This is a genomic window from Pseudoalteromonas sp. A25 (genome assembly GCF_009176705.1).
Taxonomy (GTDB): domain Bacteria; phylum Pseudomonadota; class Gammaproteobacteria; order Enterobacterales; family Alteromonadaceae; genus Pseudoalteromonas.
Genome location: NZ_AP021846.1, coordinates 359,195 through 374,124 on the forward strand (window position 1 = coordinate 359,195; position 14,930 = coordinate 374,124).

Here is a 14,930-nt window from a genome sequence, read left to right on the forward strand (position 1 = left end):
GCGTAACCAGCAATTGTACTATCTGCATCAATCTTAGAACGCTCTGCAAAACCTTGGCATAAAAACATCTTCATACTGGATTTATACAAATACGGTGGAGAGTTAAGATGAGAGAAGTCAATAATGTCGTTGTTATTGGTGCAACGGGTGGTTCTGGATATAACACAGTTCAAGCGCTTGTTAAGCTTGGCTATACAGTGACGGCCATGTCACGCAATGCATCAAAAACTTTTAAATCCCCTATTAAAGCTGTCGATGGTTCTGCGCTAGACGAAGCGCCGCTGCGAGTTGCTATTGCAGGGCAAGATGCAGTCATTATTACGCTGGGGATTTCGCAAAACCCTATTGGTGTGCGTTTATTTGGTGCTCAAAAAACACCTTTAAACATTCGCAGTCAGGGGACCAAAAAGGTTATTCAAGTGATGAAGTCGTTAGGAGTAAAGCGCTTAATTGTGCAAACCACATATGGCTCAGGCCCGAGCAAAAATAAACTGCGTTTATTAGATAAGTTGTTTTTTGACTGGATCTTAAAACCGCAAGTTGATGACACTGAATTGCAAGATTCATACGTGAGAGAAAGCCAGTTAGATTGGACGATTGTTCAGCCTGTGCACTTAACGGATGATGATAATTACCATGAACGGCTTTTTTCATCGTCTAACTATGAAGTAGGGCAGTGGTCGGTGTCGCGTACGTTGGTAGGAAAATTTAACGCTTTGTTAGTAAACGATAATGCCACGATTAATGAGACATATACGCTCTCAGCCTTGCCAGAAACCTAAACTACGGTTGTTGATAATAACGAGCCATTTAGTTGTTACTCAGCATATGAGCGTAGTGTATAAATTGCTAGTTTCAACGGTTCCTCATTTTTCTAACTACACTTACTTAATCTTAGGGGTTACCTAGCAATTAAAAGTGAGTGGATAAATGCCAACAATTACATTTCATGGGGCTGCGCAAGAAGTAACAGGATCATGCCATTTAGTTAGCTCCGTATCACTGGGTGATGTATTGCTAGATTGTGGCATGCATCAAGGGATGAGAGCGAAGCGGTTGATTTCTCGTGAGCAGTTTTCTTTTAATCCGCTGAGTATAGACATGGTTATTTTATCGCATGCTCATCTAGACCATTGTGGTAGGTTGCCTTGCTTGGTACATGAGGGATTTTCCGGCCCGATTTATTGTACTGAGGCGACCGCGCAGCTACTGCCTATTATGCTATTCGATGCACTGAGTTTATATGAAAACGATTTACGAAGAGAAAACCGAAAGCGAGCTCGTAAGGGGCTAGCTGATATCGACGCTCAGTATAGTAAAGCTGATGTATTAAAAGTTTTAGACTGCCTTAAGCCACTTCCATATAAACAACACAAAAGCATTGGTAATGGTGCGTTAGTGTGTTTCTACGATGCGGGACACATACTCGGCTCTGCCATTGTAGAGCTAATATTGAATGATGAAGCAAAGCAGAAAAAGTTAGTGTTTTCTGGAGACTTGGGTAATACCGATACGTTATTGATGAATGACCCCACACTTTTGGAAGACGCAGACATCGTGTTGATGGAAGGTACGTATGGAGATCGTGAGCATAAAACTTTAGGTGATACACAAAGACAACTGCAAGAAATTTTGAGTAACGCCTTCGCCAGAGGAGGCAATGTGATGATCCCGGCGTTTGCTGTGGGTCGCACTCAGGAATTGCTACTTTATTTGGGAAAATTACAGCAGGCAGGAGAGCTGGATAATTGGCAGGTTTTTCTTGATAGTCCTATGGCTATAGAGGTCACGTCTGTCTATGACCAGTGGCTACCGACATTAGATTGCGAGGGAGTCAAAAAGTTGTGTACAGGTGAACAAACCCTGTTGAAGAATTTTTTATCCACGTTGCACTTGATGGTTGATGCTGAAGACTCGATGGCCATCAATAAAATTAGCAAAGGAGCGTTAGTTATTGCTGGCAGTGGCATGTGTACAGGAGGGCGTATCACGCATCACTTTAAGCACCGCATTTGGGATAGCCGTAACACGATTATTTTTGTGGGCTATCAAGCCAATGGTACGCTGGGGAGAATATTGGTTGATGGGGCTCAGCACGTTAAATTGTTTGGCGAAGATATTATCGTCAAAGCGAGTATTGAAACGCTAAATGGTTTCTCAGCGCATGCTGGTCAGGCGGCATTAATTGACTGGGTGAGTCACTTTAAGACGAATCCTAAAGTTGTGCTTGTACATGGTGAACCAGATGCATTAGAAGCGCTTGCGGATAAACTTGAGCAAATGCATAACATACAGGCAGAGATCCCGGTGCTTGGTGATACGATTGAGTTTTGATGGGTCGTAAATACAGGTGTATTGTGCTGAGTTATAATCGTAACTACACAGTAAGACTTTGCTGGGCTTTGGTCATAAGTGTATGGTCGAAAAGCGCAGAGTTTGCTGGTTGACAGAATAGCACAACAGCAAGCTGCCATCGTTGAGCATAGCAAGAGCGGGATAGGCTAAATCATCATTGTCGGTGTTTGGTTCTTCATGAATAATGCGTTTTTCACCCGCCCAGTTGATAAAAATAACCCAAAGCTTTTTTCTATTTTGGTGCGAAGGGTTGATTGCCATGTAATAACCCTCAGTATTAATCGCACGAAGCAAAGCAAATGCGGAATTAGGGTTTGGTATATCGGTTCTATATAGAGAACTGAAGGAGTTGCCGTTATCGGTGCTTTTAAAATGATACAGATTAGCCAAATTGCTTCTGCAATAGCCGTGTATTTCGTTATTGGGGTATTTTATCAAAGCCGGTTGCAAAAAATGCTCAGTTATTTTGGCTGCTGTGTGGTTAACGTTGACGAGCTGGGTTTCTCCTGTGTTCACATTGAGCTTTTCAATCGTAATTCTGCTAGGGCCTTTTTCAGTACTCGATGGTAGTAGTAACCAATCACTGTTTAACCATAACGGAGCGTGTTTAGTTGGTCCTATCAAATTACCGGGCAGCCTGCAGGGCTTGGACCAGCGTGTGAAGTCACGGGATATTACAACATATCCTTGCCAATCATAGGGGCTATGCCCTTTTTTTAGCATCACCCATATTTGCCCATTCACAACATGAACAACAGGGTTTACCTATTTTAAAAGTTCTGTCGAACGATGTCTTTTGAGTGTACTTATAAGTAACTTATTTTAACAGAAATTGGCTTGGCAAAAATTGCCAAGCCACAATGAGTGTAAAGTTAGTTTTGTTGATTAAGCTGTGTTAGTTTCTCCCCAATCGGCTTAGAGAAGTTATAACCATCGTATTTATCCCAGTTGATAGACCAAGTCATAACACCACCAAAGTTAGGGTAACGCTTATTTGGTACAATCGATGAACAGTTGGTGGCGTTTATTAGGCAATCCAGCGCTGCTGTAATATTACCAATCGGCGCTTGACCTGAATTAGCTGATTGAGGCCCTGAAGGTAAACCAATCGCTACTTGATCATCGCGTAACGGCATAAAACGAGAGCCGTCGGCTAAGTCAAAGCCTTCAACGAGCATTTTGGCATGGGCTACCATCATATTTACAGAGCCTTCAGGCGCACTGCCTGGTTCATATGGATTGGGTAATCCCCCATTGTTATACAGTTGTACGTGGAGTAAATCTAAGGTCTCTCGAAGCTCATTGATCAGAGGAATATATGCGCCCCAAATACCTGAGTAGGCGATCATTCCGCCGTGCACGTAAGGGTGCTCCGGTGCCATGGTTAGCACCATATCGCCACCTACATTTTGCTCAATTTGTTTTAGTGCACGAGGTAGTCTGGCTTGAATTTGCGAGCCATGTACGAGGTTGGAGCCGCTTTCTAGGTCAATGTCTAAACCGTCAAAACCCCATTCATTGATGATATCGGTTAGGCTTGCCACAAAATTGGCTTCATCACTATCAGTGTTAAGTGTGATAGTGCCTTCTGCGCCACCAAGGCTAAGTACAAACACTTTACCTTGTGCCTGTAGGTTCTGCATATCTTGCTTAAATTGCACAGGATCAACGGGTGGGCAATTTGAGTGAATATCTTTTTCAAACAAATTGAAATGAACTGTGCCGTTAGAGTTTCTATCGTTGTCGGCAAAGGCAATATCAATAATATCCCAGGCATCAGAAATTTGATTTAATGGGATCGGGCAGCCAGCTGGATTGACAAAGTTATGCCAGTAGCCGATGAGTTTATGGGTTTTGCCAAGAGGCTTATCTATCACTTTTATACTCACTCCCTCGCTTTGCGCCTCATTACCCAAGTTATCTTTGGCTGTAGCGACAAGTGTTTTCATACCTAAACTTGCGGGGGTATAAGTTGTTGAATAAGGCGCGGTGGTGTCTGTGGCTACGACAACTCCATCGATTGCAAAGCTAACTTGAGTGACTTGCCCAACTAAAGCTGCAGCATCTGCTTTGACTTGCACTGAGCTGCCGAGAGTCAGTTGGGTGCCCGCACTTGGGGAGGTGATTGAGGCAACTAAAGGCTTGTCTGTTACCGTTACCATTTGTGCACTGCTAGCGACGTTGCCTTCATTGTCTGTTGCTGTTGCTTTTAACGAGATAGCGCCCAGCTGTTGTGCTTGCCAAGTAACGGAGTAAGGTGCTTGTGAAAGACTGGCAAGTAAAGTGTCGTTGGCATATACACTTACCTGATTGATTTGTCCGTCAGCATCTTGCGCTTGAACAGCAATCTCATAGTGATTGCCTTGTAATAGGGAGCTGTTCGGTGTTGGTGATATAAAGCTCACTTGTGGTGCGATGGCGCAAATACCTTGATCTGTCCAAGCTTCTTGCCAGTGCTCTCCTACACCTGGTTCATAAGCCCAAAGTGCACTAGAGCTGCACCAAGGACCAATATCGCATCTGTACTTGTTATTGTGATGAGATACTAAGTCACCCGCATTATAATTGCCGCCAGCCTGATATGCAGGAACATTGGCGCAGCCTCCAGAGCTTTGCGCTGTTACATCAACCGATACAAGTGCGCTTGCGGTTGCTCCTTTGTCGTCGGTGGCGATAGCTTTGAGTTGCTGCTTGCCAACAGTAGCAAGCCAATCATGTTCGTAAGGCGCAGTGGTATCGGTGCTAAGCTTAGTATTGTTAAGCCAAAACTCGACAGACTCTATTTCACCATCAGCATCTTTTGCATCGGCACTAATACGTATTGTCTCACCTTTTTTAAACTGAGCATCGTTTGCCGGATTTAGTAGCTCAACTGTTGGTGGTAAGTTTTCCATCCCATCGCGTATCGTAAGCTGCGCCAATTTACTGGTTCTAGTAGCCCCTTTGTCATCGGTTGCCACTGCGCTGACGACATATTGCCCTACCACTGTTTGCCAAGTAATTTGGTAGGGAGATTGATTTGCGATACCGATAGATTGTGAATCTAAAAAGAACTCAACTTGTGCTACCTGTCCATCTGGATCGGATGCTTCGGCGATAAAAACAGCGCTGTCATTTGCGGGTAAAACAGAGCCATCAACAGGGCTGGTAAGCACCACGTTAGGGGCTTGGTTGCCACCACATTGTCCGAGGTTTTTCCAAACATAAAAAGGGGCTGAGTTGTTTGTTGGAGATTGATTAAGTGTCCACCACTGGGCTTCAAAGGCAGTATTTTGTTGTGTGACTAGATCGCCTTTAGTGTATACCAATGTATTTGACCATGTTGCTAGCCCCTGACAATCATATGCCAGCGCATGAAGCGGTAACACTGATAGCCCTAACAGGGCATGGGGTAAGATTATTCGTTTTGAAAATGCCATGATTGTTTCCTTTACAGTTGTATTATTTTTGCACAAAGCAAAATTCAGCATATAACCTAGGTGCATGTTAAGCAATTGTGATTTAGTTATATGCGTTTAAAGTTTGAGCATAATGGTCAATATTAAAAGCAGTTAATAGGGGATAGAGCAGCTATCTGTTATACTAAAGTTCTTGCTTGTATCTAGGCGGCTATTACGCGCATCAAGTGAGTACAGTTGGCTGAGTATAACAATGTACAAACAATGTTTGCTCGGGCTTATGCCACTGTGGTTATCCTATCTTATTGTTGATAATAAGCCCCAACACGAGAGTTTAAATGACATTTTCTGATTTGGGGTTATCTCCCGCTATTGTTCAAACAATTAATGAAAAAGGCTACAGTGAGCCGACACCTATCCAAGCAAAAGGGATCCCTGCGGTTTTAAGCGGACGAGATGTAATGGCTGCTGCGCAAACGGGAACGGGTAAAACAGCTGCCTTTACATTACCAATTATTGAGCAATTGTTGGCGCATGAGCGTCCTCGAGCAAACCAAGCCTTGGCTTTAGTGTTAGCGCCAACAAGAGAGCTCGCTCTGCAAATAGCGGAAAACGTAGAAGCATACAGTCAAGGTACGCGCTTGCGCTCTGCTGTGGTATATGGAGGGGTGAAAATCAACCCGCAAATGATGCAGCTTCGCAAAGGCGTAGATATTCTCATTGCAACACCTGGGCGCTTACTTGATTTGCATAACCAAAATGCGGTTAAATTTAACCAATTGACCACTTTGGTATTAGATGAAGCTGACCGTATGTTAGATATGGGCTTTATTCATGACATTAAAAAAATTATTAAAGCACTGCCCAAGCAGCGTCAAAACTTATTATTCTCAGCTACTTTTTCAGAACCAATTCAAGAGCTTGCTAAAGGCTTGATCGTTGATCCGATAGAGATCTCGGTAACACCCAAAAATGCCGCATCTAAAACAGTAACGCAGTGTGTTTACGGTATTGATAAAGCTAAGAAAACCAAATTGTTGAGCCACCTGATCCGTAGTAAAAAGTGGCAACAAGTTTTGGTGTTTTGTCGTACAAAGCATGGTGCTAACCGATTAGTTACCCAGCTTGAGAGAGACAAAATCGCGGGTGCAGCGATTCATGGTAATAAATCGCAATCGGCGAGGGTTAAAGCGCTCAATGGCTTTAAATCGGGTGAAATATCAGTACTGGTTGCCACCGATATTGTAGCTAGGGGGCTGGATATTGCTGAGTTACCATATGTTGTTAACTATGACTTGCCGAATGTGTATGAAGATTATGTGCATCGTATTGGTAGAACAGGGCGTGCTGGCAGTGATGGGTTTGCGGTGTCTTTTGTAACGATTGATGATGCGGATGATTTATATGGTATAGAGCGATTTATTGGTGCCTTGATCCCAAGAGCGCAAGAGCCGGGTTTTGAAGCGCAACACCCAGTACCAGAAAAGGCACTAGATACGCGTCCAATTAAACAAAAAAAACCTAAAAAGCCGAAGGTGCGCAAAGAGCATCAAGCTGTTGATCACGGTAAGCTCCAACAAACTTCCAGTGCGAAAAAAGCGAAACCAAACTCTGCAAACAAGGTTAAACAGCAACGTGTTAAAGCGGCGATTGACAATCCAACCAATGCTAAGCCAAAGCGTCGTCGTTTTAAGCCAAAACCTGCGAATACACCCTAATGTGAGCATTGAATATTGTCTTATTGAATAATTTGTCTCATGCTAGAGATATAGATTAAACCGTTGCTAGTCAGCGGTTTTTTTCGCTCTCAAAGGGAACAACATGACTGACTACGCGTTAGCCTGTGTGGGTATAGCGATTTTTATTTACTCAATTAGTGTAAGACAGATCAAACGGGCTGAGCTGACGGGCTCTATTTGGTTTGTTTCATTGGGGGCTTTGCTGGGCTGGTGGTTCAAAGATGAATGGCAGTTTCAAATTCAAGACAGCACTTTTGTTTTACCTATCATTGAGTTAACACTGGCTATTGTGTTATTTAGTGATGCAGCAAAAACGCGTTTACGCGTGCTGTTTCACTCTTACCAATTGCCTTTATTAATGTTACTAGTAGCGCTGCCTATCACCATGATCCTTGGCACTTTATTAGCACATTGGCTATTGACGCTGAGTTGGCTGTATGCGGCATTGCTTGCTGTTATTATTAGTCCGACCGATGCCGCTTTGTGTAAAGGGTTCATAACACAAAAGCAAGCACCTGCAAATTTACGTGAAGCGGTGAACATAGAAAGTGGCTTAAACGATGGATTATGTATTCCCGTATTTGTATTTCTATTGGCAATTGCGGGTGGTCAAACGCAATCGAGCTGGTTTGGATTAGTAGGGCTATTTTTTAAAGAAGTTAGCATTGCGTTGCTGGTTGCCGCAATACTTACCGCTGGGTCAATAACAGCCATTAAAGCAGCCCATAAAAGGCACATGTTTGCCTTAAACTCCAGCCCCTTCTTATTTATCGGGATTGTCATTGCCATCTTTTCAATTACAGAATCGTTTGATGGTAGTGGCTTTATTGCGGTGTTTGTCAGTGGACTGTTATTTGATAGATTTTACCAACACAGTTTTAAAGAAGAGTTGATTGAAGATAGTGAACATATTGCTGACTTTGCATCTTTGCTGATCTGGGTGTTATTTGGCATGGTCGTCAGTCAAACTTTGAGCTTTAGCGATAACTTATACGAATGGTTATATGCACTGTTAGCTGCCAGCGTGATCCGTATTATCCCTGTGCTGCTGAGTTTAATACCAAGCCAACTAAGCATTGAAGGTAAACTCACTTTAGCTTGGTTTGGTCCCAAAGGATTAGCCTCGGTGATACTAACTTTAATGCTACTACAGGCAAATATTGAAGGAACTCAGTTGATCGCACATGTTGCCGCTTACACCATCTTACTCAGCGTGTTTTTGCACGGAGTGAGCACACGGTCTATTTCGTTGCGTTTTTTTCAAAAGCATAGGAAAGCTAAACAATAGTTATATAGTTTCGCTAACTAAAATAACCTCTCCATTATTTTCACATTTAATCTATTGATACTCTTAGACTAAAAATCGTCACTCACTTTAACCGTGAATAGAGCTTGAACTCAAACTGTCATTTTACTGCAATTAAAAAGTCATTTTTTGTCCCTAAACTGTGCCGCAACTTAATCAGTTGCGATTTTAGCAACTGAGCGCTCACGTTACAGGAAATTTACCATGAATAAAAAGTTGCTGGCAGTCGCTGTATCGGCTGTTTTACTATCCGCATGTAATGACAACGACACAAAAACGGTTGAGGTCATTAAAGAAGTTGAAGTGATCAAAGAAGTACCTGCGAAGTCGGTAACTTCAGTTAAGAATGTGATCTTAATGATCGGTGATGGTATGGGCCCTCAACAAGTTGGCTTACTCGAAGAGTATGCAACACGTGCACCGAACTCAACTTACAATGGTCGCGGTAATCAAACAGCGCTTTCTAAGTTAGCAAACGGTGGCCATTTAGGTCTATCTTTAAATGCACCACATGGTGCAAGTGGTAAGCTTGTTACCGACTCAGCTTGTTCTGCTACTCAGTTGGCAACGGGTCTTGCTGCGGGATCTGAAATGATTGGTTTAGATGAGCAAGGTAATATCGTTGAAACCATTTTAGAAAAAGCGAAAAAAGCAGGCAAAGCAACCGGCTTAGTATCTGATACACGTATTACGCATGCAACGCCAGCGGCATTTGCAGCCCACCAACCTCATCGTTCGTATGAGCCTGAAATTGCTGAACAGTTAATCGAAAGTGGTATGGTTGATGTATTGTTATCAGGTGGTGCTCGTGTATTTATGCCATCGGATATTAAAACGGATGAAGCTGATAGAAAAGTGATGGCCGACTTAGGTGCGCCAGAAAGCGTTTATAAAAAGTCTAAACGTAGCGATGACCGTAACCTAGTTGTAGAAGCTAAAGAACAACATGGTTATTCTCTGGCATTTGATAAAGCGCAATTAGCAAGCAATGACTCTAACAAAGTGTTAGGTTTGTTTGCTAATTCAGGTATGGCCGACGGCATAGCTTACAAAGCATGTAAAGCTGACAACAGCTGTACACAGCCTTCATTAAAAGAAATGACAGTAAAAGCGCTTGATATTCTCTCTAAAGATGAAGATGGCTTCTTCTTAATGATTGAAGGCGGCCAAATTGACTGGGCAGGACACGCAAATGACGCTGGTTGGATGCTAAACGAACTACTTAAGTTTGATGAAGCAGTAGAAGCCGTTCATGAATGGGTGAAAGACCGAAATGATACGCTAGTGGTTGTCACTGCTGACCACGAAACCGGTAGCTTTGGTTTTAGTTACTCTAATCATAATACACCTGAGCCAGTTGCGTTACCTGGTGATGGTATGAGAGGTAAAGATTACAAGCCTAAGTTCAACTTTGGTGGTTTAGAGATCTTAGATACTCTATATTCACAAGCGGGCACGTTCTACGATGTAATCGGTGAAGTAAATGGCAATTATGACTACTCAAATGCAACGGATCAACAATGGAAAGATGCAATTGAAAAGTATACGCCTTACACGGTTAGTTATGAGCAAGCGGCAAAAGTAAATGCCGTTGAAGGCTTTAACAGTTCTGGCTACCCATTACCAAAATTTGATGACTTCTCAGATTTTTATGTGTACGACACAGAAGACTTTACAGCCAAAGTGGGACGCGTTCTTGCCACTCAGCAAAATGTAGTTTGGGGTACGGGCACTCACACTGCAGCCCCAGTACCAGTCTATGCATTTGGTCCTGAAGGCGTAACTAAGCAGTTCTCAACAATGCAGCACCATGTTGATATCTCTAAGAAGATGATGAAAGCATTAGGTCTTATCGAAGAATAATAAAGTTTAAGATTTAGTAAGCAAAACCCCTAGACTTAAAAACAAAGCCACCCTTTTGGGTGGCTTTTTATATTTAACTTCAGCGGTGGATAAGCGTTTTGATAATTCAGAATAGAGACGTTGTAACCCCCTCAACTTCTAATGATGATATTTTGCTCAATATCAAGGCATTTTCGCGAAGTAATAGTGCGCTATTGCAAGTAAAAATAACGCAGAGAGTGAGCGAAATAGCTTTATTGGGCAAATTCACTTATGTGCAGCTGAGGTTATTTAGCCTTGCTGCTGGACAAGTGTGATTGAATTACTGTCATTCTACATGTGCAACATATTGGCGACTATAAAACCCTTACACACCAGATGTGTCTAGTAACGTAAGTAATGCATCTTGTGGCATGGGTTTAGCGTAATAATAGCCTTGACCAAAATCACACCCAGCTTGCAGCAAGAGTGCATGCTGCTCATACGTTTCAATTCCCTCAGCAATAACCTGCAATCCTAGCTGGTGAGCCATCATGATCATGGCCTCACAGAGCGCCAGATCGTCTCGACTTTCTGCAATACCATCAACAAAACGCTTGTCTATTTTAATGTAGTCAGTATCCATTTGTTTTAAGTATGCCAATGATGAGTAACCGGTGCCAAAGTCATCCAACGCCAGCGCGAATCCTTGAGTTGTAAGCGCGTTTAAACGCTTTTGCGTACGGGGCTGGGCATTCATCATTAACCCTTCGGTGATTTCAATGACGATATCCTGTGTGCTCAAGCCTTGTGTCTGTAGTTGCTTATGCCACTTGTTTAGATGGCAATGCTTAGAGGTGAATTGTACGGGCGAAACGTTGATACTTAACTGCAAGTGTTTACCTGAGTCTTGTACCCGACGCAATGTGTCACAGGCACTGGCAAATATAAACTCACCTATTTTGTGTATGAGCTGGGTTTCTTCAGCAAGGGGAATGAATTCATCTGGGCGTATTAAGCCTTTTTCTGGATGCTGCCAACGGATCAACGCTTCAGCTTTGGCGATTTTTTGTGTTTTTAGTTCAACAATAGGCTGATAGTACAGGCAGAATTGTTGCTCTTGTTGAGCAACCCTTAAATCTTTGAGTAAACGCATGCGGTTTTCTGCTTGTTCTCGCATGTCATTGCTGAAAAAAGCGTAGCCGCTGCGTCCTTGTTGTTTTGCTTGATACATGGCTTGATCGGCAGCTTTAAGCAGATGCTCGCTGCTGATACCATCATCCGGTGTGCGAGCTATTCCGATACTGGCACTGATATGGAACGACTCATTACCAATATTAATTTTGGGTTGCAGTTGCGACAGCACCTTTTCGGCAAGCTCAATGAGTGTGTTGTCATCACCAAAGTAGGGGGTCACTAAAACAAATTCATCTCCACCAATACGAGAGACTAAGCTACACATTGGGCTCAATTGGTTCAAGCGTTCAGCGACTTCAGTGAGCAATTGGTCGCCATAAAAGTGACCGAGTGTATCGTTGATATCTTTAAAATGATCGAGGTCCAGCAGTAATATGGCAAGCTGCTGCGCACCTTTTACTAAGTGACTTTTTAAGTGGCGTTTTAACTGAGTTCGGTTTGCCAGTTGTGTGAGTTGATCATAATGTGCTTGGCGCCAAATCAACTCATCCTGCTGCTTTTTCTCCGTAATATCTGTAAAGATAGCAACGCGTCGATATGGCTCTCCATTGCTATCATATACGCTATTTATGGTAAGCCACTCGGTAAACAGCTCACCATTTTTACGTCGATTAATGATTTCCCCTTGCCATTTCCCTTGCTTTTCGAGTTGCTCCCACATTCGAGTATAAAACGCCTGATCATGTTGACCAGAAGCCAAAATTGAGGTGGTTTTGCCAATTACCTCAGAACGTTTATAACCTGTTACGGCACTAAATGCAGGGTTGGTATCTAAAATGTACCCGTTGGCATCAGTGATCACCATGCCTTCACTACTGTTGTTGTAAACCAAGGCGGCTAAATTAATGGCTTCTTCTTGTTTTTTACGTTGGCTAATATCGCGGATCACTAAAATAGCTTGTGGGTGATCGGTAATAGGACTTAGCCGACATTCAAAAACATGGCGTTTAGTGTTTTCAATGAGCGAAAACTCTAGTTGGCAATGAGAATTTGCGTTTAAACGCCCTAACTGTTTGAGTAAACGTTGATAAATATGCTCTGGAAATATTTGTGATAGTAATGCCGCTCGCTTAGCAAATTGGCCATGACGCATCAGAATATTACCTTGCTTGTCTAGCCTTAGATAGCTGTCGGGTAACGAAGCGAGCAGTGCGCTCAGCTCTGCATGCTTATGTGAAAGTGCTGACTCGACATTGAGTCGAATACTCGCCATCTGTTCAAAACGCAATGCAATGGCATTAAACTCAGGTGTTTGCGACTTTTGTGACCAACGTACAGGTTGCCCATGTGATAGGTCTTCAATGGCATTTACGAGGTTGTCTAAGGGTTTCAAGATAACTCTTTGTAAGCTCCAGCGAGCTTGCCAAATTAACAGTGCAATCGCTAAAACAAATAAAACCAAAATAATAGCAACTTCTTTATTGGCTTGAACAATGGCCTGCTCAAAAGGCAGAGATACATTAACAGTTAGTGTATTTAGAGTGTTGTTCGACTTTAAGGGAAGCGTAAAGTAAATTCTTCGATGGCCATTGTTATCTTCTAAGATATGGGCTTTGTTTGCACTAATTGTTGGCCAGTGCTCTGTGCGAGCTGAGCCCAAAATTGCGCTGTTAAATGGTGATAGAGCAATAATGTTGTCATGGGCATCGCTGAGCATCACTTGACTACCTTGCGGTAATGGAAGCTTTGCTAACGTTTGGCTCCATCTATCTAGCGGCTTGACAGCCACCAATACCGATTTTATGGTACCGTTTTTATCAAAAATGGGCGTTGCAAAGTTGACGGTTGCGCGATGAACTGAGCGGTCTTGTTGAAACTGGCCAATCGCAAATTGCTTAGATGACAAAGCACTTTGAAAGTAAGCTCTATCATGAATATCGATGGCTTGTGTGCCCGTTAGCAATGAGCAAATCACTTCGCCACTCGGGGCTACAATGCCAATATTAGCAATATCCGCTGAGAGAAGCTGGGCATGAGACAGTAATTCAGGGCATTGACCATCCTCGAAGCTGCGGATATTGGGCTGTTCAGACAGTGTGGTTAATAATGATTTAGTATCGTTGATCTCGGTATTCTGCACGGCAACAATATGCTTAGCAAGGAGCAGTGCATGGTGTTCGCTTTGCTCCAAAATTTCAGAACGCTCATCTAACAGTTGTGCAAAGATAACCAGCAAACCTGGAACACAAATAAGAAACAATAAACGATAGAAACGTTGTGGTATTGATAAATTAGAAATGATCACACCTAAAGGCACCAGTAGAACGACCCCATATAATACTAAACCACGACACTTTACGCCAAGTAATTGAGAGTTTTTTACTATTTATTTGTACTTTTATCGAGCACAGGTTTTTGTTGTTTGTGCTATCTGAGTAAGAATTTATTATTTTGCTTGCTGCTAAATAACTGTAATTTTTCTGTAAGGAAGTCGTATTTTTTACCTTTCCCACTTTTTTCCACCTAATTCATACACTTTGGCAAAACCCGCATTTTTTCTGGCCTCAAAAGCCATGTCAATGCTTATATTTGCTTGACATAAAGGCCTGTCAAGCCCTAGACTGTACTATTGTGGTAAAAAGTGGTTTTTAGTGGATCAAATTGGATCTTGAGCGCTAAGCGGGGTTGAGGTTGGTTTTTTAATGTTCAAAGGTGCAAGCTCACTGAGCTTAGATGACAAAGGGCGCTTTGCGGTACCGACTAAGTACCGGCAACAGCTCTTGTCTGAAGATCAAGGGGAACTGATCTGCACTATTGCTATTAATGAACCATGCCTATGGCTATATCCCGTGAGCGAATGGTATGAGATAGAAGCCCGTTTGCAAAAACTGTCCAATATGAATCCCAGAGCAAGGCGTTTACAACGCATGTTATTGGGTCATGCTACTGAATATCAACTTGATAAAAATGGCCGCATTTTATTGGCCCCGTCACTGCGCACCCATGCTGGGTTGAACAAGAAGATTATGCTGGTGGGGCTGTTAAATAAGTTTGAGATCTGGGATGAAGATCGCTGGCATCAACAGATGCAACTCGATACCGAGCTTGAGCGCGGTGGCGAGTTTGAAGCTTCTCCAGAGCTTGATAATTTCTCGCTGTAACAGAAAGTAAGGC

At 42.8% G+C, this 14,930-nt stretch carries 9 protein-coding genes; 6 read left to right on the top strand and 3 right to left on the bottom strand.

The window, feature by feature from the left end:
* Positions 1-107: 107 nt before the first annotated feature.
* The gene (locus GDK41_RS01715) at positions 108-782 is read left to right on the top strand and encodes an NAD(P)-dependent oxidoreductase (protein WP_152084787.1); all 675 of its coding nucleotides are present in this window, start codon (positions 108-110) and stop codon (positions 780-782) included.
* A 148-nt stretch (positions 783-930) separates the two neighbouring features.
* Positions 931-2,334, top strand: coding sequence for an MBL fold metallo-hydrolase RNA specificity domain-containing protein (locus tag GDK41_RS01720; protein ID WP_152084788.1), 1,404 nt, complete (start codon positions 931-933; stop codon positions 2,332-2,334).
* A gap of 72 nt (positions 2,335-2,406) precedes the next feature.
* On the opposite strand, the gene GDK41_RS01725 is transcribed toward GDK41_RS01720, so the two are convergent.
* Both GDK41_RS01725 and GDK41_RS01730 read right to left on the bottom strand, forming a co-directional pair.
* Positions 2,407-3,078 (bottom strand): exo-alpha-sialidase, encoded by a 672-nt coding sequence (locus GDK41_RS01725; RefSeq protein WP_232056551.1) that lies wholly within the window; start codon positions 3,076-3,078, stop codon positions 2,407-2,409.
* Positions 3,079-3,227: 149 nt separating this feature from the next.
* Positions 3,228-5,774 (bottom strand): Ig-like domain-containing protein, encoded by a 2,547-nt coding sequence (locus GDK41_RS01730; protein WP_152084790.1) that lies wholly within the window; start codon positions 5,772-5,774, stop codon positions 3,228-3,230.
* Positions 5,775-6,091: 317 nt separating this feature from the next.
* On the opposite strand from GDK41_RS01730, the gene GDK41_RS01735 reads away from it, so the two are divergent.
* The 3 genes from GDK41_RS01735 (at position 6,092) to GDK41_RS01745 (ending at position 10,661) form a co-directional block, all read left to right on the top strand.
* Complete coding sequence (locus tag GDK41_RS01735; RefSeq protein ID WP_152084791.1) at positions 6,092-7,471, top strand: DEAD/DEAH box helicase; 1,380 nt, start codon at positions 6,092-6,094, stop codon at positions 7,469-7,471.
* A gap of 103 nt (positions 7,472-7,574) precedes the next feature.
* Positions 7,575-8,780 carry a cation:proton antiporter gene (locus tag GDK41_RS01740; protein WP_152084792.1) on the top strand — a complete coding sequence of 402 codons (1,206 nt, stop codon included), beginning with the start codon at positions 7,575-7,577 and terminating at the stop codon, positions 8,778-8,780.
* A gap of 222 nt (positions 8,781-9,002) precedes the next feature.
* The gene (locus GDK41_RS01745) at positions 9,003-10,661 is read left to right on the top strand and encodes an alkaline phosphatase (protein WP_152084793.1); all 1,659 of its coding nucleotides are present in this window, start codon (positions 9,003-9,005) and stop codon (positions 10,659-10,661) included.
* 346 nt (positions 10,662-11,007) lie between these two features.
* Here GDK41_RS01745 and GDK41_RS01750 read toward each other — a convergent pair whose 3' ends face one another.
* Entirely contained in the window at positions 11,008-14,061 is a 3,054-nt protein-coding gene (locus GDK41_RS01750; RefSeq protein ID WP_232056503.1) for a bifunctional diguanylate cyclase/phosphodiesterase, read from the bottom strand.
* Between the two features lie 397 nt (positions 14,062-14,458).
* On the opposite strand from GDK41_RS01750, the gene mraZ reads away from it, so the two are divergent.
* The gene (gene mraZ, locus GDK41_RS01755) at positions 14,459-14,917 is read left to right on the top strand and encodes a division/cell wall cluster transcriptional repressor MraZ (RefSeq protein WP_152084794.1); all 459 of its coding nucleotides are present in this window, start codon (positions 14,459-14,461) and stop codon (positions 14,915-14,917) included.
* The last annotated feature ends 13 nt before the right edge of the window (positions 14,918-14,930 follow it).